This window comes from Brachybacterium sp. SW0106-09 (assembly GCF_001293905.1).
In the GTDB taxonomy this organism is placed as follows: Bacteria; Actinomycetota; Actinomycetes; order Actinomycetales; family Dermabacteraceae; genus Brachybacterium; species Brachybacterium conglomeratum.
This window is the reverse complement of record NZ_BCAK01000027.1, coordinates 1-19,266: the sequence shown is the minus strand read 5'-3', so window position 1 is coordinate 19,266 and position 19,266 is coordinate 1. Positions and strand designations below refer to the sequence as shown.

General features: G+C 73.6%; 15 protein-coding genes. 6 read left to right on the top strand and 9 right to left on the bottom strand.

The features are described 5' to 3' along the window. Nucleotides 1-118 precede the first annotated feature (118 nt). Together Y09_RS12000 and greA are read left to right on the top strand one after the other, a co-directional pair. Nucleotides 119-511 carry a DUF4307 domain-containing protein gene (locus tag Y09_RS12000; protein WP_053917932.1) on the top strand — a complete coding sequence of 131 codons (393 nt, stop codon included), beginning with the start codon at nt 119-121 and terminating at the stop codon, nt 509-511. 223 nt (nt 512-734) lie between these two features. Further along, nucleotides 735-1,226: a transcription elongation factor GreA gene (gene greA / locus Y09_RS11995; protein ID WP_053917931.1), complete on the top strand. Its 492-nt coding sequence runs from the start codon at nt 735-737 to the stop codon at nt 1,224-1,226. 96 nt (nt 1,227-1,322) lie between these two features. Here greA and Y09_RS11990 read toward each other — a convergent pair whose 3' ends face one another. Then, nucleotides 1,323-2,798: an AI-2E family transporter gene (locus tag Y09_RS11990; RefSeq protein ID WP_053917930.1), complete on the bottom strand. Its 1,476-nt coding sequence runs from the start codon at nt 2,796-2,798 to the stop codon at nt 1,323-1,325. Nucleotides 2,799-3,019: 221 nt separating this feature from the next. On the opposite strand from Y09_RS11990, the gene Y09_RS11985 reads away from it, so the two are divergent. Together Y09_RS11985 and Y09_RS11980 are read left to right on the top strand one after the other, a co-directional pair. Beyond that, nucleotides 3,020-3,940 carry an ABC transporter ATP-binding protein gene (locus Y09_RS11985; protein ID WP_082358803.1) on the top strand — a complete coding sequence of 307 codons (921 nt, stop codon included), beginning with the start codon at nt 3,020-3,022 and terminating at the stop codon, nt 3,938-3,940. Next, nucleotides 3,925-5,637: a hypothetical protein gene (locus Y09_RS11980; protein ID WP_053917929.1), complete on the top strand. Its 1,713-nt coding sequence runs from the start codon at nt 3,925-3,927 to the stop codon at nt 5,635-5,637. Before Y09_RS11985 ends, Y09_RS11980 begins: the two co-directional genes overlap by 16 nt. A gap of 74 nt (nt 5,638-5,711) precedes the next feature. Here the strand turns inward: Y09_RS11980 and Y09_RS11975 are convergent, their stop codons facing one another. The 7 genes from Y09_RS11975 to glmS form a co-directional block, all read right to left on the bottom strand. Then, nucleotides 5,712-6,245 (bottom strand): GNAT family N-acetyltransferase, encoded by a 534-nt coding sequence (locus tag Y09_RS11975; RefSeq protein WP_053917928.1) that lies wholly within the window; start codon nt 6,243-6,245, stop codon nt 5,712-5,714. 1 nt (nt 6,246) lies between these two features. Beyond that, a complete protein-coding gene (gene tsaB / locus Y09_RS11970) occupies nt 6,247-6,960 on the bottom strand; it encodes a tRNA (adenosine(37)-N6)-threonylcarbamoyltransferase complex dimerization subunit type 1 TsaB (RefSeq protein WP_053917927.1) in 714 nt (237 codons plus the stop codon). After that, nucleotides 6,960-7,619, bottom strand: a complete 660-nt coding sequence (tsaE, locus tag Y09_RS11965) for a tRNA (adenosine(37)-N6)-threonylcarbamoyltransferase complex ATPase subunit type 1 TsaE (RefSeq protein WP_082358802.1) — start codon at nt 7,617-7,619, stop codon at nt 6,960-6,962. The genes tsaB and tsaE overlap by 1 nt, the downstream gene beginning before the upstream one ends. Further along, on the bottom strand, nt 7,616-8,788 hold the full coding sequence (alr, locus tag Y09_RS11960; RefSeq protein WP_053917926.1) for an alanine racemase: 1,173 nt from the start codon (nt 8,786-8,788) through the stop codon (nt 7,616-7,618). Before alr ends, tsaE begins: the two co-directional genes overlap by 4 nt. Then, a complete protein-coding gene (locus Y09_RS11955; protein WP_053917925.1) occupies nt 8,785-10,332 on the bottom strand; it encodes an NAD(P)H-hydrate dehydratase in 1,548 nt (515 codons plus the stop codon). The genes alr and Y09_RS11955 overlap by 4 nt, the downstream gene beginning before the upstream one ends. Then, entirely contained in the window at nt 10,332-10,787 is a 456-nt protein-coding gene (locus Y09_RS11950) for a holo-ACP synthase (RefSeq protein WP_148639639.1), read from the bottom strand. The genes Y09_RS11955 and Y09_RS11950 overlap by 1 nt, the downstream gene beginning before the upstream one ends. A gap of 166 nt (nt 10,788-10,953) precedes the next feature. Continuing rightward, entirely contained in the window at nt 10,954-12,822 is a 1,869-nt protein-coding gene (gene glmS / locus Y09_RS11945) for a glutamine--fructose-6-phosphate transaminase (isomerizing) (RefSeq protein ID WP_053917924.1), read from the bottom strand. Between the two features lie 305 nt (nt 12,823-13,127). Between glmS and coaA the strand changes: the two genes are divergently transcribed. Continuing rightward, nucleotides 13,128-14,084, top strand: coding sequence for a type I pantothenate kinase (gene coaA / locus Y09_RS11940; protein ID WP_053917923.1), 957 nt, complete (start codon nt 13,128-13,130; stop codon nt 14,082-14,084). 133 nt (nt 14,085-14,217) lie between these two features. Here the strand turns inward: coaA and glmM are convergent, their stop codons facing one another. Further along, nucleotides 14,218-15,564, bottom strand: a complete 1,347-nt coding sequence (gene glmM / locus Y09_RS11935; protein ID WP_053917922.1) for a phosphoglucosamine mutase — start codon at nt 15,562-15,564, stop codon at nt 14,218-14,220. 165 nt (nt 15,565-15,729) lie between these two features. Between glmM and Y09_RS11930 the strand changes: the two genes are divergently transcribed. Next, entirely contained in the window at nt 15,730-19,041 is a 3,312-nt protein-coding gene (locus tag Y09_RS11930) for a DEAD/DEAH box helicase (RefSeq protein WP_053917921.1), read from the top strand. The last annotated feature ends 225 nt before the right edge of the window (nt 19,042-19,266 follow it).

Below are 19,266 nucleotides of genomic sequence, written 5' to 3'. Positions count from 1 at the left end.
ACCCCTCCGCGAGCGAGCAGGGCGCGGGCCGCCTCCTCGCCTCGGACGTGACCGGTCCCTCGCTCCCTCCGCCCGGCCTTCCGGGCCGCTCCCGGGGAGGGTCTGGGAGACTGGGCGCATGGACGATGTCGAGGACCTCCACCGCCAGCGCTACGGCGGACCGCTCGTCTCCCCCCGCACCGCGAAGATCCTGGTCGCCGTCGCCGGCGCGGTGTTCGTCGCGATCGTGATCGTGGTGGGGCTCTTCGTCGCGCGCGAGGAGGTCCGCTACGACGTCCTGGCCTACGACCACCTCGCCTCCGACCGCATCGGCGTGGACTTCGTGGTGACGATGGCGCCCGGCACCGAGGCGACCTGCCGGATCCAGGCGATGAACGAGGGGCGCGCGCAGGTCGGCTTCGTCGAGACCACGATCCCGGCCCAGGCCGAGCGCCGCACCGCGCACCGCGTCGAGATCTCCACCCAGGGCGAGGCGGTCTCCGCCGAGGTCGTCGGCTGCACCGTCGGCTGACCCCGTTGCCGACCGGAGGACCATTCCCGCGGATTTCACGATGCGCGTAAAACGTCCATCGGTCCCGGGAAATGCTCAGCGCGCCGTGTAATGTTGCACGGAACCGGCGAACGACCGGTCATCATCACCCGCACACGGGGCGCATGAGGACATGTGCCCCGTGATTCGCGTATTGGGGGTCTTCGTCCCCGTGCGCTTCACCGAGGACGACAGGAGTGAACCCATGAGCAGCCAGCCGAATGGCGCCTGGCTCACCCAGGACGCGTACGACCGCCTGGCCAAGGAGCTCGCCGAGCTCGAGGGCCCGGGCCGCACCGAGATCGCCGAGCGCATCGCCGCGGCTCGCGACGAGGGCGACCTTAAGGAGAACGGCGGCTATCACGCCGCCCGCGAGGAGCAGGGCAAGATGGAGGCGCGCATCGCGGACCTCCAGCGCCTGCTGAAGAACGCCGTGGTCGGGGAGTCCCCGGAGGACGACGGCGTCGTCGAGCCCGGAATGGTCGTGGCCATCTCGATGGCCGGCAAGGAGCGCACCTTCCTGCTCGGCAACCGCGAGATCGCCGACGGCGACGACGACCTGGAGGTCTACTCCATCGAGTCGCCGCTGGGCAGCGCGATCCACGGCTCGAAGGTCGGCGACACCGTCGACTACACCGCGCCGACCGGGAAGTCCTTCCCGATCGAGATCCTCCGCGCCAAGCCGTACTCGGCCTGAGCCGCGCGCCCCACGGGGCGACCGGGCACTGCTCGGACCGACGAGAGAGCCCCTCCGGCAGCTGCCGGAAGGGGCTCTCTCGCGCCGCGAGCGGGGTCAGTCCCGCTCGTCCTCCGCGCGGTGACGCGGAGCGGGCTGTTCGGCCGACGCACCGTCCACCTGGTCGGTCGACGGGGCCCGGGGCGCGGTCCCCCCGGGCGCGTCAGCGGGGTGAGCGCCGGCCGCACCGGCGTCCTGCGCGTCCGTCCCGTCGGCGGCGTGCGCGCCGGTCCCCGTCGGCGACGCGCCGCCATCCGTCGCGCTCCGGCGCTCGACGGCGGGAACGGTGCCGAGCATCGCCAGATCCGCCGAGGAGTCCTCGTCGGCCGACGCCCGCTGCGCCTCGGAATCCGAGGAGGCCTCGGCAAGCTGGTGCGCGGGCACGCCGGCGCCGAGCGCGGCGAAGTGCTCGGCGCTGGCCCTGTCGTGGCCGAGCTCGGGGCTCGGGTCGCGGCCCACCACGTACAGCAGCGTCGCGTTGACGAAGGCGATCAGCGGGATCGCGAACAGCGCGCCCGGGATCCCGGCGATCATCGCGCCGAGGGCCACGCCGAGGAACACGCCGAGCGGGTGGATCTCCACGGCCTTGCCCATCAGGAAGGGCTGGAGCACGTTGCCCTCGAGCTGCTGCACGGCGAGCACGACCGCGAGCATGATCAGCGCGCCGACCCAGCCGTTCAGCACCAGCACCAGCAGCACGGCGATCGCGCCGGAGGCGATCGCGCCGACCAGCGGGATGAAGCTGAACAGGAACACCAGCAGCCAGATCGGCACCGCGTAGGAGCCCAGGCTCAGCGCGACCATGCCGATCGCGATGCCGGTCGCGTCGACCGCGGCCACCAGCACCTGCGTGCGCACGTAGGCCGACAGCGCCTTCCAGCCGCGGCGGAACGCCTCGTGGGTGGGCACGCGGGCGGCGGGCGGCAGCAGGCCGACGGACCAGCGCCAGATCCCGCCCCCGCCGTGGAGCACGAAGAACAGCGTGAACAGGGCGACGACGATCCCGGTGCCGATGTTGCCGAGCGCCGTGGCGGTGGTGACCGCGCCGCTGACCAGCTGGCCAGAGTACTGCTGCAGCTGCTCGAGCCCTTCCTGGAGGGCGGAGTCGATCATCGGGGTGTCGATCTGGAAGGTGCTCTGCACCCACTCCAGCAGCGCCTGGAAGCCCTGCACCGCGCGGGTCTGGATGTCGTCCCACTGAGCGATCAACTGCCGACCGGCGAGGGTGAACATCCCCGCGATGACGAGCAGCAGGCCCAGCAGCGCGATGCCGCTGGCCGCGGCGCGGCCCAGGAAGGTGTAGCGGGTGAGGATCTTGACCACGGGCTGGAGCAACGCGGCGAGCAGGATCGCGATGAGCACGGGGATCACGATGGTCGTGACCCGGGTGAGCCCCCACAGCAGCAGTGCGCCGGCGGCGACGATCACGAGCAGTCGCCACGACCATGACGCGGCCCGGCGCACTCCGATCGGGATCTCCTGGACCTCGGGGGCGAGACCCGAGTCCCCGGGGGCGGGGCGCGGATTCGACATGGGGCTCCTTCCGTTCGAGCCACGGTGACTCACCGGCATCCTAGTCACCGCCTCGCTCTGCTCCGCGACTGCCACTCTCCTCCACGACTGCCTGCGCCTTCGACGGCGGCTCGATCCCGGTTCGACCGATGCTCTGCCGCGGTCGAGCACCGACGAAGGTCGTGGTCCCGCCCGCCGTGGGAAGGGATCGTCGCGGACGGACCGGCCGATAGCGTGACCCCATGCACAGCAACCCCTCCCTCCCCTCCTCTCCTCCTGTCCCGGGGACCGCCCCGGAGGCGGGAGGGACCTCGGCGCCGCCCCCGGCCCACCCCTCCGGGACCGTCGAGGCGCCCGGCCCCCTCGCCGGTGCCGCCGCCCCGGTCTCCGCCGAGGCGTCGGTCCCGAGCTCGACCGCACTGTCGATCCGCGGGCTGCGCAAGTCCTTCTCCGGCACCGAAGTGGTCCACGGCCTGTCCCTGGACGTGCCGCAAGGCTCGTTCTACGGGATCGTCGGTCCCAACGGCGCCGGCAAGACCACCACCCTGTCGATGGCGACGGGCCTGCTGCGGCCCGACGGCGGCACCGCGCACGTGCTCGGCCATGACATGTGGGTCGAGCCGCAGGCGGCCAAGGCGCGCCTCGGCGTCCTCGCCGACGGGCTGCGCACCTTCGACCGGCTCACCGGACGGGAGCTGCTGACCTACGTCGGCCTGCTCCGCGGGATGGAGCCGGCCGTGGTCGAGGAGCGGATGGAGTCGCTGCTGACCGCGCTCGACCTCGCGGGCGAGGACGGGAAGCTGGTCGTGGACTACTCCGCCGGCATGACCAAGAAGATCCTGCTGGCGAGCGCCCTGCTGCACGCCCCGCGCCTGCTGGTGCTCGACGAGCCGCTCGAGGCCGTCGACCCGGTCTCCGCGCAGGTGATCCGCACGATCCTCACCGCGTACGTCGAGGGCGGCGGCACGGTCGTGCTCTCCAGCCACGTCATGGAGCTGGTCGAGGGGCTGTGCAGCCACGTCGCGATCATCGCCGACGGGCGGCTGATGGCCGATGGCACCCTCGACCAGGTGCGCCAGGGCGGCAGCCTCGTGCAGACCTTCATCGACCTCGTCGGCGGCGGGGACGTCGCGGAGGGGAGCCTGTCGTGGCTGGAGTCCTGAGCACCGAGCACGCACGGACCGCGGCCGCGCAGGACGTGCGCCACGGCGAGATCCGCGGACGCGACCTGGTGCGCCTGCAGCTGAAGCTCAAGTGGACGCTGTGGAAGCGGTCCTACCGCAAGAACGTCGGCAAGATCATCGGCACCTCGATCGGGGCGCTCTACGGCCTGGGCGGCCTGGCCATGCTGGTCTTCCTGTTCCTGGGCACGACGCTGTGGGCCGGGGAGGGAGAGCTGTTCCCGCAGATCGTGCGCGGCCTCGGCGCCGTCACCGTGCTGCTGTGGTTCCTGATCCCCGTCCTCGCCTTCGGGATCGACGACACCCTGGATCCGCGTTCGTTCGCCCTCTTCCCCCGCAGCGCGAGGGAGCTGCAGCCGGGGATGTTCGCGGCGGCCGCGCTGAGCCTGCCGAGTCTCTTCACCCTGCTCGCGCTCGCGATCGCCACCGCCTTCGAGCTGCTGTGGCTCGTCCTGTTCGGACAGGGCGCCGGGTGGGTCGTGCTCGGCGCCCTCGCGCTGATCCCCGCGAACCTCGCCGGCCTCGCGCTGTGCCTGCTGCTGCCACGTGCCTGGTTCGCGCACTCCGCCGCGCGGGCCTCGAGCCGCAAGGGCCGCGAGCTCGGCGGGATCTTCGGCTTCCTGGCGATGTTCGTGGCGATCTACGCCTTCTCGCTGTCGATGCAGCGCATCGAGGACCTCGACGTCACCTGGGTGCGCGAGCAGCTGCCCGGCGTGGTGGAGGTGCTGGCCTGGACGCCGCTCGGTGCGCTGTTCTCCGTGCCGATGGATCTCGTCGAGGGACGGGTGCTCACGGCGCTGCTGCGCGCCCTGATCGGCGCGGCGACGATCGTGCTGGTCTGGCTGTGGTGGCGGCGCTCGATCGATCTGTCGATGACCTCGGCGCTGACCGGGGACGCCTCCTCGGGCCAGACGAAGGTCTCCCCGCTCGTGCCGCGCTTCGTGCCCGCCGGCCCCTTCGGCGCCGTGCTGGGCAAGTCCCTTCGCTACTGGCGACGGGACACCCGCTATCTCGCCGCCCTCGGCATCTACCCCGTGGTGATCGTGTTCTTCGTGGCGATGGGGTTCATAGTCCCCGAGGCCCGACCGATGATGCTGGGCATGGCCGTGTTCATGTGCGCGATGACAGGGCTGAGCATCTCCAACGAGATCGGCTTCGACGGACCGTCCGGCTGGGTCAACATCGTCGCCGGCGCCCCTGCCCGCGCCAACCTGCTGGGCCGCATCGCGGCGATGGCGGTGCTGATGATCCCCGCGGTCGTGGTGGTCACCGTCACGCTGCCGCTGCTGTACGGACTGCCGGAGCTGATCCCCATGACCGTCCTCGGCTCGCTCGGCGCGATGATCTCCGGCTGGGGCACCTCGATGGTCGTGGGCGTGCTGCTGCCCTACCCGAGCTCTCCCCCGGGCACCAACCCGATGAAGGACAAGTCCGCCTCGAGCTCCAACGCCATGCTCTCGATGGCGATCTCGATGGTGACGGTGTTCGTGCCGATGCTGCCGCCGCTGGGTCTCGGCATCTGGGGCGCGATCGCGGGGAACCTGGCGCTGATCACCGGGGCCGGCGTGCTGGCGATCGTGATCGGCGTGGCCGTGCTGCTGATCGGTCTGCGCATCGCGACGGTCCGCCTGGACGCCCGCTACCCGGACATCTTCCAGAAGGTCCGCGACCACGTGTGAGCCGGTGCCGGGCCGGGGCTGCTGACCTGACGCCTCCGGCCCTGCGCCCGGCAGCGCCAGGCGACCGGGGAGGGTCAGGCCGACGGGCCGCCGGGCGCGCCGAGCGTGCGCTCCATGACGAGGGCATCGATGCGCCGGCCGCGGATCCGGTAGTAGCCGCGTCGTCGGCCGATCTCCCGATAGCCGGCGGCGGCGTAGACGGCGCGGGCGCGGTCGTTGTCCTCGCGCACCTCGAGCAGCATCCGCTCGGCGCCGCCGCGCCGGGCCTGCTCCTCGCACCAGGCGAGCAGGGCGCGGCCGATGCCCTCCCCCTCGCGACGGGTACCGATGGTGTGGAGGTCGGCGAGGTCTCCGGCGAGCATGATCCCGGCATAGCCGAGCAGCGCGCCGCCGCGCGAGGGGAGCGTCCGGCCGTCGGGGCTGCAGACCGGTTCGGCGTCGCCCTCGACCGCGACGACATAACGGCGGTCGGGGTGCTCGACCTCCTCGGCGAGCTGGAAGACGGTCCAGGCCTCGTCGGGGAACAGCTCGAGCTCGGCGAAGGCGATCTCCTGGACGTCCTCGAGGGTCGCCGGGCGCAGGGTCCAGACCCCGTCGGCGGCCGTCACCTCAGCGGCCGAGCGCGCTCTTGCGCGCGGTGGGCTTCGCGGCGTCGGGCTCGCGCAGGTACATCGGCTCGGTGCTCGTGAGGTCCTCGCCGCGGACGGCGAGGGCGGAGGCGGCCAGCAGCAGGTGCCCGGCGTCGACGTGCTCGAGCCCGACGGTCGCGGGCAGCAGCTCGGGGTAGAGCGCTGTGCCGGAGCCGACGAGCAGGTCGCAGGCGGTCAGCTCGGAGGCGACCTCGGCGGGCGCGTCCACAGCCGGCTCCGCGATGCGGAGGATCTCGCCGTCCGCCTCGCGGCGGTAGCGGGCGTGGTAGACCTCGCGGCGGCGCGCATCGAGCGCCACGCCGACGGTGACGGGGCCGCGCTCGGCGGGCACGGCGGCGAGGGCCTCGTGGGCGAGGGCGTCGAGGGAGCTCAGCCCGTGCAGCGGCACGCCGAGCACGGAGGCGATCGAGCGGGCGGAGACGAGCCCCACGCGCAGGCCGGTGAAGGGGCCCGGGCCGCGGCCGACGACCACGCAGGTCAGCTCGCCGCGGGTGACGCCTGCGGCCTGCAGGGTCTCCTCCACCAGGGCGAGCAGCACCTCGTCGTGGTGACGAGAGCGCGTGTCGGAGCGGACGGCGAGGATGTCCGGCGAGGGATCCGTGCTGTCGCCGGCGAGCTCTCCACGGGCGACGGCGACGCTCACCGCGCCCGAGGTGTCGATTCCCAACAGCATCAGCGCTCTCCCTCGGCGGTGTCGGTGGTCGGATCGGCATCCGCCGCGGTCGGTTCGGCATCGGCGGGCTCCGCCGTGCCGTCGAGCCCCGCCACCGCGGCGAGCGCCGCCTCGAGCGCGGCGATCGCGGCGCCGTCCCAGCGGGGCCCGCGCGGGGTGAGCCGCAGCGTGCGGGGCTCGTCCGGGTCCAGCGGGTCGTCGACCCGGTCGGGCCGCTCGAGCTCGACCAGCAGCACCGAGTCCGCGAGATGCTCCACCCGGTCCCTGCCCCATTCCACGACGGTCACGGCGCGGTCGAGGTCGGCCTCGAGGTCGAGGTCGTCGATCTCGCCCTCGCCGCCGAGGCGGTAGGCGTCCACGTGCACGAGGTCGGGGCCGCCCGTGAGGCTCGGGTGGACCCGCTCGATCACGAAGGTGGGCGAGGCGACGGGGCCGCGCACGCCGAGGCCGGCGCCGAGTCCCTGGGTGAAGGTGGTCTTGCCGGCGCCGAGCGGTCCGTCCAGGACCAGCAGGTCGCCGGGACGCAGCGCCCCGGAGAGCGCCTGGGCGAGGGCGCGGGTGCCGTCCGCGTCGCGGGTGCGCAGCACGACGGCGCCGTCGGACTCCCCCGCCGCACCGTCCGCGCTCCCGGCCGCGCCGCTCCCCTGGGCCTCGCTCATGCGCGCACCTCCCGGGTGACGCGTCCGGAGACGGAGGTCAGCACCTCGTAGGGGATGGTCTCCGCGGCGCGGGCCCAGTGGTCCGCGGTCGGAGCGGAGGGGGCGTCGGGCTCTCCGCCCGCGTCGCCGAACAGGACCACCTCGTCGCCGGCGCGAGCGGCGGTCTCGGGGCCGAGGTCCACGACGATCTGGTCCATGCTGATCCGGCCCACCTGGGGGACGCGGCGGTCCCCGCTCCGGGTGCGCACGAGCACGTCGATGCTGTCCGAGGCGGTGCGGTGGAGGCCATCTGCGTAGCCGATCGGCACCAGGCCCAGGGTCGTGGCGCGGCTGGTGCGGTGGATCCGGCCGTAGCCGACGCTGTGCCCCTCGGGCACCTCCTTGACCAGCGCGAGCCGGCTGGAGAGGGTCATCGCGGGGCGCAGCGGGACGTCGGCCGGGACCGGCGGATAGCCGTACAGCGCGATGCCGGGACGCACGATGTCGCGGTGCAGGTCGGGGCGGGTGAGGGTCGCGGCGGAGTTCGCGATGTGCTGCAGCGGGATCGGTCCGACCTCGTCCTCGAGCGCCTCGCAGGCCGAGTCGAACAGCTCCGCCTGCTGGTCGGTGGCGGGGCCCTCGGGATCCTCCGCGCTGGTCAGGTGGGTCCAGGCGGCTGTGAGCTGGAGGAAGTCGTCGTCGCGGATCGCGGCGCCCATCTCCCGGACCTGCCAGGGCAGGACGCCGTTCCGGCCCATGCCGGTGTCGATCTTGAGGTGGACGCGGGCGCGACGGTCCGCCTCGCGCGCCGCCGCGGCGACCAACTGCAGCATCTCCGGGGAGCCGACGGCCACGTCGACGCCGGAGCGGAGCACCTCGGGCAGCACGATCCGCGCGGTGTGCGGCTCGTACAGCCAGGTGAGGATCTGGGCGTCGAGGTCCGCGCGGGCCAGCGCCAGGGCGCTCGCGGGGTGGGCGACGCCGAGCCAGGTCGCGCCACCCTCGATCGCGGCACGGGCGGCGGTGAGCATCCCGTGCCCGTAGCCGTCGGCCTTCACGACCGCCATCAGCGCCGTCTGCTCCTCGAGGAGGGTCCCCAGCGCCCGCGTGTTCTGCGTGATCGCGGAGGGGTCGATCACCGCCCGGTTGGGCACGTGCCGGGGGTCCTCGGCAGGGATCGGGATGGTCATCTGGCTCCTCGGTTCAGGTCCTGGGCGTCCGCCAGGATAGTCCCGATGGCCTCCGGCAGAGAGTCCGCGACGTCGAGGGCGACCAGGGGGTGCAGTCCGTCACGCGAGGTGAGGCGCCCGGCGCGGCCGTGGAGCAGCGCCGCGAGCGCGGCGGCGTCGGGGCCGGGCAGGCCCGCGGCGAGGAGGGCCCCGAGCACCCCGGCGAGGACGTCCCCGGTGCCGGCGGTCGCGAGCTGGGGCGTGGCGTCGTCCTGGGAGCGCAGCGGCCCGCCGTCGCCGGGGGCGACAAGCGTGATCGCGCCTTTGAGCAGCACGGTCGCGCCGGTCGCCGCGGCGAGCGCCCGGGCGAGCTCGGGAGCGGGCAGGTCCGGGTCGAGGTCGAGGCGGCGGGCGAGGCGCTCGGCCTCGCCGCGGTGCGGGGTGAGCACCACGTCGGGGCAGAGACGGGTGCCGGGGTCGATCGCTCCGAGCGCGCCCGCGTCGAGGACGCCGCGGCGCGGCGCCTCCGCCGGGACGTCCATCTGCCCGGCCAGCAGCGCGACGCCCCTGCGCACGCGGGGGTCGTCGCCCGGCAGACCGGGGCCGATCACGACGGCATGGGTGCGGGCGAGGGTCTCGTCGTCCAGCACCCGGCCGCCGGCGCGACCGGGGCCGACGGGATGGCCGACGGTCTCGGGCCGGGCCCGCAGCACCAGGTCGAGCACGGCCTGCGGGGCGAGGCAGCGGACCATCCCCGCGCCGGTCCGGGCGGCGCCGGAGACGGCGAGGACGGCCGCGCCCGGGTACTGCTCGCTGCCGACGGCGAGCGCGACCACGCCACGGCTGTACTTGGTGGAGTCGCGGCCCGGGCGCGGGAGCAGGGCGCGCACGTCGGCGTCCTCGAGCCGTTCGACGGCCGCCCGGGCCGGGAGGTGCTCCTCGAGGCCGAGGTCCACCAGGTGCACGGTCCCGGCGAGCTCGGCCCCGCCCGGCAGCAGCAGCCCCGCCTTCACCGCGCCGAAGGTGACGGTCGCCCGCGCCGGGAGCGCCTCGGGCGCCGCCTGGCCGGTGGTGGCGTCGACGAAGCTGGGAAGGTCGGCGGCGAGGACCGGCACGCCGCTGTCCCGCACCGCCGTGAGCAGGGGCACGAGCGCGGCGGGGACCTCGGGCCGGCCGCCGATGCCGAGGATCGCGTCGATCACCAGGTCGGCGCCGCTGAGGAGGTGGGCGAGGCGCTCCTCGTCGAGGCTCGCGAGGGGGTGGAGGACCCCGCCCGCCGCCTCCAGCGCGGCGGCCCCCTCCTCGTGGCGGCGCGGGGCGGTGGTGATCGCATCGGCGTCCAGGGAGTGCTCGCGACGCAGGATCGCGGCGGCGTGCAGGCCGTCGCCGCCGTTGGAGCCCGCCCCGGCCAGGACCAGCACCTGCGGGGCGAAGGGCGCCGAGCGCAGGTGGTGGACGGCGCGCTCGGCCAGCGCCGCGGCGGCGCGGAGCATGAGCGGCTCTCCCGCCTCGACCAGGGGCCGCTCGGCCTCGCGGACCGCCTCGGCGCCGTGGGCCCGCAGCATCACAGGCTCCTCGGGACGGAGGCGCGCTCGGCGACGACGATCGCGGTCGCGATCGCGCCGTCGTGCGAGAGGGAGAGATGCAGGTGCTCGACGTCCTGTCGCTCGGCGGCGGCGAGGGTCGCGCCCCGCAGACGCAGGTGCGGGCGCCGGCCGGCGGCGCGCTCGACGGTCACGTCCTGCCAGGAGAAGTCGCCGGGCGCGCCGAGGGCCTTGCCCACCGCCTCCTTCGCGGCGACCCGGGCCGCGCGCGAGGCCGGCGAGAGCTCCCGCTCCCCCGGGGTCAGGAGGCGGTCCAGCAGGGCGGGGGTGCGGGAGATCATCGCGTCCAGGCGCGGGATGTCCACGACGTCCACGCCGACGCCGACGATCGTCCCGTCCTCCCGCGGCGCGAACGCCCGGCCACCGAAGGTCTCGTCGGGGCCGGGCGTCGGGGTCGCGGTGGGAAAGGTGCTCACAGGGGCAGTATCACACCACCGGCCGCCTCGCGGGGCGAGGCGGCCGGTGGTCGACGGCGCGAGGCGCCGCCCGGAGAGCTGCTCCTGCGAACGCGGAGAGGCCCGTCGGACGAGCGATCCCGACGGGCGCGCTCACCCGACGGGACAGCTCATCCGAGGCGGCGGGTCACTCGACGGTGACGGACTTCGCGAGGTTGCGGGGCTGGTCCACGTCCAGGCCCTTCGCGGTCGCGAGCTCGCAGGAGAAGATCTGCAGCGGGATCACGGTCAGCAGCGCCGCGAAGAGGGTGCGCGTGGCGGGCACGCGGATCACCTCGTCGGCGTAGGGCAGCACCGCGTCGTCGCCCTCCTCGGCGATCACCAGGGTGCGGGCGCCGCGGGCGCGCACCTCCTGGATGTTCGAGACCACCTTGGAGTGCAGGGAGTGGCGGCCGCGCGGGGAGGGCACGATGACGAACACCGGCTGCCCCTCCTCGACCAGGGCGATCGGGCCGTGCTTGAGCTCGCCGGCGGCGAAGCCCTCGGCGTGGATGTAGGCGATCTCCTTGAGCTTGAGCGCGCCCTCCATCGCCGTCGGGTAGCCGACGTGACGGCCCAGGAACAGCACGCTGGTGACGTCCTTCATGTCCTTCGCGAGCTGCTCGACCTGCGCGGAGCTGTCCAGGACCTGCTGGATCTGGGCGGGGATCTGCTCGAGGTCCTCCATCAGCGCCGCGATCTCGTCGGGGAAGAGGTTGCCGCGCACCTGGGCGAGGAACAGGCCCAGCAGGTAGCTGGCGACGATCTGGCCGAGGTACGCCTTGGTGGAGGCGACCGCGATCTCGGGGCCGACGTGCAGGTACAGCGCCGCGTCGGACTCGCGCGGGATGGTGGAGCCGCGGGTGTTGCACAGCGCGATCACCTTCGCGCCCTGCTCGCGGGCGTGGCGCACCGCCATCAGGGTGTCCATCGTCTCGCCGGACTGGGAGATCGCGACGACCAGGGTCTTCTCGGTGACGACCGGGTCGCGGTAGCGGAACTCGTGGGCGAGCTCGACCTCGGTGGGGATGCGGCACCAGTGCTCGATCGCGTACTTCGCGACGGCGCCGGCGTTCGCGGCGGTGCCGCAGGCGATCACGACGATCTTGTCGATGCTGCGCAGCACCGAGGGGTCGATCTCCATGTCGTCGAGCTGGAGGGTGCCGTTCTCGAGGCGGCCGCGGAGGGTGTCGGCGACGGCATCGGCCTGCTCGTGGATCTCCTTGGCCATGAAGGAGTCGTAGCCGCCCTTCTGCGCGGCCGCGGCGTCCCACTCGATGGTGTAGCGCTTGGCATCGGTGACCTCGTTGCCGTCGAAGTCGACGATCGCGACCGAGTCGGCGGAGACGGTGACGACCTGGTCCTGGCCGATCTCGAGCGCCTCCTTGGTGGAGTCGACGAAGGCGGCGACGTCGGAGCCGAGGAAGTTCTCGCCCTCACCGAGGCCGACGACCAGCGGGGAGTTGCGGCGGGCGGCGACGACGACGTCCGGCGCGTCGCGGTGGACGGCCAGGAGCGTGAAGGCGCCCTCGAGGTTCGCGGCGGTGCGGCGCATCGCCTCGGTGAGGTCTCCGGCGGCCTCCATCTCGCGGGCGACCAGGTGCGCGGCGGCCTCGGAGTCGGTCTCGGAGGAGAAGGTGAAGCCGTCGGCCTCGAGCTCGGCGCGCAGCGCGGCGAAGTTCTCGATGATGCCGTTGTGGACCAGGGCGAGCTCGCCCTCGCGGCCGCCGAGGTGGGGGTGGGCGTTGCCGTCCGTGGGGCCGCCGTGGGTGGCCCAGCGAGTGTGCGCGATGGCGACGTGCCCGGTGGACTCCGAGGAGCCCTCGAGCGCCTCGCGGAGGTTCGCGAGCTTGCCGGCGCGCTTGGTCACGCGCACGGCGCCGTCGTCCAGGACGGCGACACCCGCGGAGTCGTAGCCGCGGTACTCGAGGCGGGCGAGGCCCTGGAGGGCCACGTCCACGGGACGGGAGGAGGGTGCTGCGGCGCGGGGGCCTGCGTATCCGACGATTCCACACATGCCGCTCACCGTAGCTTTCCGCGTCCCGCACGACGCCGTGCACGCAGGATCCGAGCGAGTCGTTCCTCACCTCGCGGCCCCTCGCCGCGCAGGCGTGGCCGAGCGTGCACGGGACCGATCAGAAATGCGCAGACGGGCACGGGCGCGCTGGTCGCCCCGCCGCGTCCCCTGCCTCAGGTCGAGCCGTCGGACGCGGCCGGGCAGGGCGCCGGGCCGTGCCGGGACGGGATCCCGTAGCGGCTGTGCCCGGTGGGTCGACGCACCGCTGCACGGCGCGGCGCCGGAATGCTGGAAGAATCTCCCGCATGAAGGCAGCATCGGCGCACGCCACGGTCACCCCGTTCGAGGAGATCCTCCGAGAGGACTGGGCCCGGCTCTCCCAGCAGACCCCGCTGCCGCTGAGCGAGGAGGACGTGGACCGCCTGCGGGGCCTCGGCGACCGGGTGGACCTCTCCGAGGTCGACGCCGTCTACCGCCCCATCTCGCGCCTGCTGAACATCCAGGTCGCGGCCGCGCAGTCACTGCGGCGGGCGCGCGAGGAGTTCCTGGACCAGCGCCAGCAGCGCACCCCGTACATCATCGGCGTGGCCGGCTCGGTGGCCGTCGGCAAGTCGACCACCGCGCGACTGCTGCGCGAGCTCATGGCCCGCTGGCCCGAGACCCCGCGCGTGCAGCTCGTGACCACCGACGGCTTCCTGCACCCCAACCGCGTGCTCGAGTCGCGCGGGATCATGCAGCGCAAGGGCTTCCCGGAGAGCTACGACCGGCGCCGTCTGCTGCGCTTCGTGGCGGACGTGAAGGCCGGGCAGGAGCGGGTCGAGGCGCCGGTGTACTCCCACCTGACCTACGACATCCTCGAGGACGAGAAGGTCGTGGTGGAGCAGCCGGACGTGCTCATCGTCGAGGGCCTGAACGTGCTGCAGCCGGCCCGGCCCCGCCGCGACGGACGGCTCGGCATGGCCGTCTCGGACTTCTTCGACTTCTCCGTCTACGTCGACGCGCGGGCCGAGGACGTCCAGCGCTGGTACGTGGATCGATTCCTCGCGCTACGCCGCACCGCGTTCTCCGACCCGCGCTCCTACTTCCGCCGCTACGCCGACCTCACCGACGAGGAGGCCGCGGCGACCGCGCAGCGGATCTGGAGCTCGATCAACGGCCCGAACCTCGCCGAGAACGTGATCCCCACCCGCGGCCGCGCCGACCTCGTGCTGCGCAAGGACGGCCGGCACCGGGTCCACTCGGTGCTCCTGCGGAAGGTCTGAGCCCCGGGCTCCCCCTCCCCATGCGCGCGCCCGGCTCTCGAGCACGGACACGCCCACCGGGAACACCGAAACCCGGCACCGGGGCCGGAGAACGGTGATCTCGATGGGCGTGCCGCGGGAGACCGGGCCCGGCTCAGAGCCCGACGCGCTCGCGGACGACGACGGCGAGGCGCTCGGCCACGGCGGTGGCCTGCTCGTCGGTGGGGGCCTCGACCATCACGCGCACGACGGGCTCGGTGCCGGAGGGGCGCAGCAGCACCCGGCCGGTCTCCCCGAGCTCCTCCTCCGCCGCCGCGATCGCGTCGCCGACGCCGCGGTCGATGGTGGCCTTGGCCTTGTCGACGTCCTCGACATTGATCAGCGCCTGCGGCATGCGGGTCATCACGGACTTGAGCTCGGCGGCGGTGCGACCGGTCTCGGCGATGCGCTGCAGCAGGTGGAGGGCGGTGAGCTCTCCGTCACCGGTGGTGGCGTGCTCGGCGATGATCACGTGGCCGGACTGCTCGCCGCCGATGGAGAAGCCGCCGAGGTTCATCTCCTCGAGCACGTAGCGGTCGCCGACGGCGGTCTGCCCCAGCACGACCCCGTGCTCCTTCATGGCGAGCTTGAGGCCGAGGTTGCTCATGACGGTGACGACCAGGGTGTCCTCGTGGAGCTTGCCGCGCTCCTTGAGGTCCAGGGCCAGGATCGCCATGATCTGGTCGCCGTCGATGATCTCGCCCGCCGCGTCGACGGCGAGGCAGCGGTCGGCGTCGCCGTCGAAGGCCACGCCGATGTCGGCGCCGTGGCCGCGCACCGCGGCCTGCAGCGGCTCGAGGTGGGTGGAGCCGACGCCGTCGTTGATCAGCCCGCCGTCGGAGCCGTCTCCGATCACGTGCACGGTCGCGCCGGCGCGGCGCAGCGCCTCCGGGCCGGTGATCGCGGCGGCGCCGTTGGCGCAGTCGGCGACGACGGTGAGGCCCTCGAGGGAGCGGTCCAGGGTCGAGGCGAGGTGGGTCACGTACTCCTCGATCGCGCCCTCGTAGCGGGTGATGGTGCCGACGTCGGTGCCCTGCGGGCGCTCCCACTGCTCCCCGAGGCGGGCCTCGATCGCGTCCTCGACCTCGTCGGGCAGCTTCGTGCCGCCACGGGCGAAGAACTTGATGCCGTTGTCGGGGGCGGGGTTGTGGGAGGCGGAGATCATCACGCCGAGGTCCGCGCCCGTGGACTGCACGAGATAGGCGAGGCCAGGCGTGGGCAGCACCTCGGCGTCGAGCACGTCCACGCCCGCGGAGGCGAGGCCGGCGCTGACCGCGGCGGCGAGGAAGTGCCCCGAGGGACGCGTGTCGCGGGCGACGATCGCGCGGGGACGGGTGCCGCCGAAGGCGCCGAGCGTACCGAGCACGTGCGCCGCGCCCACGGACAGCTCCACCGCGAGCTCCGCGGTGATGTCGTCGTTGGCGCGTCCGCGCACTCCGTCGGTGCCGAAGAGTCGTGCCACGGGGTTCTCCTAGGAAGTATCGGGGGTGGTGCTGCTCCCGGCGCGGGGTCGACGGAGCCGACGGGCCCGCACGGGCCGGGAGGACGCTGTGAGACTACCCGCTGAGGGTCGTGATTCCGGTGAGATCCCTCGTGCGCGGGGTGCGGCGCGGGTTACGTTGGCGGGATGTCCCCAACGGTCCTGCTCCCTCGACTGCTGCCCTCCGCGATCAGCCACCACGTGGGCGATCGCACGGCGGGCAGGAGCCTCGCCGCCGCGCGCGGCGGGAGCGTGGGCTCGGTGGACTGGGACGAGGCGAGCTCGACCCTGTCCGCCCCGGTCGTGGACGCCGACGGCGCCCGGCACCACGCCGAGGCGGTCCTGACCGAGTACGAGCAGGACGCCGTCTCCCGCCGCTTCCAGACCCCGGGGCCGGGCGGGCTGTGGCGACCTCTCTCCTCGCGCTGCGACTGCCCGGTGGGCGAGGCGTGCCTGCACGTCGGCGCACTGCTGTACCGGACCAACGACCTCGCGGTCCGCGCCGCGCGGGAGGAGCCTCCCGCGGAGTGGCGCACCGTGCTGCGTCCCCTGCTGAGCTCCCGCGCCTCCTCCGCGCGGTCCGGGACCGTCGCGAAGCCGCTCGCGCTGCGGGTGGATCTCGAGGCGGCCACCTCGGGCACCGGCACCTCCCGCCACCACCGCGAGGTCGCCACGCCCGCGCATCTCGCCGCCGGCGCCGAGCTGTGGCTGGGCCTGCGACCCGTGACCCGCGGGCGCAAGGGCCTGTGGATCAAGGGCGACCTCTCCTGGCGCAGCTTCGAGTTCCGCCTCGCGGGCCGCGAGTACGACCCCGCCCAGGGCGAGGCGCTGACTAGGATCTTCGCGGCCGCCTCGGTGGAGCGCTCCTACACCTCCGGCGCGGTCGACCACCTGTGGCTGAACACCATCACCTCGCCCCTGCTGTGGCAGGCTCTCGCCCATGCGCTGGACGCGGGGGTCGAGCTGCTGCCCGGCAGCGGCCTGGCCGCGATCTCCCTCGCGCGCGACGGGGAGGCGGGCCTGGACCTGCGCTCCGAGCAGGACTCCGGCGCCCTCGAGGTCGCCCCGCGCTTCGCGATCGACGGCCTCGAGACGGAGCACGTCCGGCTGCTCGGCGGCGCCGGGGTGCTCGAGGCGCTCCCCGCGGACGAGCAGCTGCTCACCGCCCGCATCGCCCCGCTGCCCGCCGCGGTGCCGCGCGACCTGCGCACCCTCCTGCACCGTCGGGAGCCGCTGCGCGTCCCCGCCGCGGACCGGGAGGCGTTCCTCGAGGTCGCCTACCCGAAGCTGCGCGCGCTGAGCCCCATGACCAGCCTCGACGGCAGCGTCGCGCTGCCGGCGGCCCGTCGGCCCGCCCTCCACCTCGAGGCCGCCTACGCCGACGGGGACCGGCTCGCCCTGCGCTGGTCCTGGCGCTACCACGACCCGGACCGGCGCCTGCCGATCGACCAGCGCCAGGGCGCGCACCGTGACACCGCCCACGAGGACGCGGTGATCGCCGAGGCCATGACCCTGTGGCCCCATCAGCCCAGCGACGCCGCCCAGCTCCTCTCCGGCGTGGACACCGCCGAGTTCACCGCCCACGTGCTCGATGCGCTGGACGCCCTGGACCATGTGGAGGTCGAGGTCACCGGCACCCGCCACGCTTACCGCGAGCTCGACGGCGCCCCGCAGGTGCGGATCACCCAGCACGCCTCCCCCGGCAAGAACGACTGGTTCGACCTCGGCTTCGACATCACCGTCGAGGGCCGGCAGATCCCCTTCCCGAGCCTGTTCGTGGCGCTCGCCCGCGGCCGGGACAAGCTGCTGATGCCGGACAGGACCTACTTCTCCCTGGACCACCCCGCCTTCGACGCGCTGCGCGAGCTGATCCGCGAGGGCGAGGCGCTCGCGGAATGGGAGCCCGAGGTCCAGCGGATCTCGAAGTACCAGGTCGACATGTGGGACGAGCTCGCCGAGATCGCCGACCAGACCGAGGCGAGCGCGGAGTGGACCGCGGTCGTCGACCCGCTGCGCACCCTCGAGCACCGCCCCGCGCCGCCGCTGCCCCGCGGCCTGCAGGCGGAGCTGCGGCCCTACCAGCGTGAGGGCTTCGCGTGGCTGGCCATGCTGTTCGACCAGGGGCTCGGCGGGGTGCTCGCCGACGACATGGGCCTGGGCAAGACGGTGCAGACCCTCGCCCTGATCGCCCATGCCCGCGAGCAGTCCCCGTCGGCCCCGCCCTTCCTCGTCGCCGCCCCCGCCTCGGTGCTGCCGGTGTGGCGCCGCGAGGCCGAGCGCTTCGCGCCGGGGCTGCGCGTGCGGGTGCTCGAGGGCACCTCCGCATCCCGCGGCGGCGCCGCCGAAGAGGACCTCGAGGGCGTGGACCTGGTGGTGACCAGCTATGCGGTGCTGCGACTGGACGAGGAGCTGTTCGCCTCGCGCCGCTTCCAGGGCTTCGTGCTGGACGAGGCGCAGTTCGTGAAGAACCGCCGCTCCCGCACGCATCAGGCCGCGAAGCGGGTGCGCGCCGGCATGCGCCTCGCGATCACGGGCACCCCGATGGAGAACTCCCTGGACGACCTGTGGGCGATCCTCGACCTGGTCGCGCCGGGCCTGCTCGGCACCGCGATCGGGTTCCGCAAGCGCTTCACGCTCCCGATCGCGACCGGCGAGGCGCCGCAGCGGATGGAGCAGCTGCGCCGTCGGATCCGCCCCTTCCTGCTGCGCCGCACCAAGGAGCTCGTCGCGAAGGAGCTGCCGGAGAAGCACGAGGAGGTGCTCACGGTGACGCTGTCGCCGGAGCACCGCGCCGTCTACGACTCGGTGCTGCAGCGAGAGCGGAAGAAGGTGCTGGGCCTGATCGACACGGACCTGGACCGCTCCCGCTTCATCGTCTTCCGCTCCCTGACCCTGCTGCGGATGCTGGCGCTGGACCCCTCACTGGTGGACGCGGAGGAGTACGCGGACGTGCCCAGCTCCAAGCTCGAGGCGCTCTTCGACCGGCTCGAGGAGGTCATCGGCGACGGGCACCGGGTGCTGCTGTTCAGCCAGTTCACGACCTACCTGGACCGGGTCGCCGGGGAGCTCTCGGCGCGCGGGATCGACTTCGCGCACCTGGACGGCTCGACCCGGGACCGAGATGCGGCCGTCAGCGGCTTCCGCGACGGGGACGCGCCGGTGTTCCTGATCTCGTTGAAGGCGGGGGGCTTCGGCCTGACCCTCACCGAGGCGGACTACGTCTTCCTGCTGGACCCGTGGTGGAACCCGGCGGCGGAGAACCAGGCCGTGGACCGCGCTCACCGGATCGGGCAAGACCGGCAGGTGATGGTGTACCGCATGATCGCGGAGGACACGATCGAGGAGAAGGTCCTCGCCCTGCAGCGCCGCAAGGCCGAGCTGTTCGACTCCCTCACCGACGGCGGGGAGGCCTTCCGCTCCGCCGTCACCGCCGAGGACCTGCGCGAGCTGCTGAGCTGAGCACCGGGCGGAGCGCGTCGGCCCCGGCCCTTGCGGCTCCGGGTCCCGACGGCACCGGCCCCAGCCCCGGCCCTGGCCCCGGCCCTGGCCCTGGCCCTGGCCCTGGCCCTGGCCCGATTAGGACCCCGGCCCCTGCCGCGCCCGGCCAGCCGTGGTCGACTCCTGGCGTATGGCGTACCGGTACGGCGATATGGCGGTTTCAGATGATCACTGCATCGGTGGTGA

Excerpts from the sequence above, each read along its gene's own strand:
- Y09_RS12000 (WP_053917932.1), top strand. The coding sequence starts at position 119 with ATGGACGATGTCGAGGACCTCCACCGCCAGCGCTACGGCGGACCGCTC.
- greA (WP_053917931.1), top strand. The coding sequence starts at position 735 with ATGAGCAGCCAGCCGAATGGCGCCTGGCTCACCCAGGACGCGTACGAC.
- Y09_RS11990 (WP_053917930.1), bottom strand. The coding sequence starts at position 2,798 with ATGTCGAATCCGCGCCCCGCCCCCGGGGACTCGGGTCTCGCCCCCGAG.
- Y09_RS11985 (WP_082358803.1), top strand. The coding sequence starts at position 3,020 with ATGCACAGCAACCCCTCCCTCCCCTCCTCTCCTCCTGTCCCGGGGACC.
- tsaB (WP_053917927.1), bottom strand. The coding sequence starts at position 6,960 with ATGCTGTTGGGAATCGACACCTCGGGCGCGGTGAGCGTCGCCGTCGCC.
- tsaE (WP_082358802.1), bottom strand. The coding sequence starts at position 7,619 with ATGAGCGAGGCCCAGGGGAGCGGCGCGGCCGGGAGCGCGGACGGTGCG.
- alr (WP_053917926.1), bottom strand. The coding sequence starts at position 8,788 with ATGACCATCCCGATCCCTGCCGAGGACCCCCGGCACGTGCCCAACCGG.
- Y09_RS11955 (WP_053917925.1), bottom strand. The coding sequence starts at position 10,332 with ATGCTGCGGGCCCACGGCGCCGAGGCGGTCCGCGAGGCCGAGCGGCCC.
- glmS (WP_053917924.1), bottom strand. The coding sequence starts at position 12,822 with ATGTGTGGAATCGTCGGATACGCAGGCCCCCGCGCCGCAGCACCCTCC.
- coaA (WP_053917923.1), top strand. The coding sequence starts at position 13,128 with ATGAAGGCAGCATCGGCGCACGCCACGGTCACCCCGTTCGAGGAGATC.
- Y09_RS11930 (WP_053917921.1), top strand. The coding sequence starts at position 15,730 with ATGTCCCCAACGGTCCTGCTCCCTCGACTGCTGCCCTCCGCGATCAGC.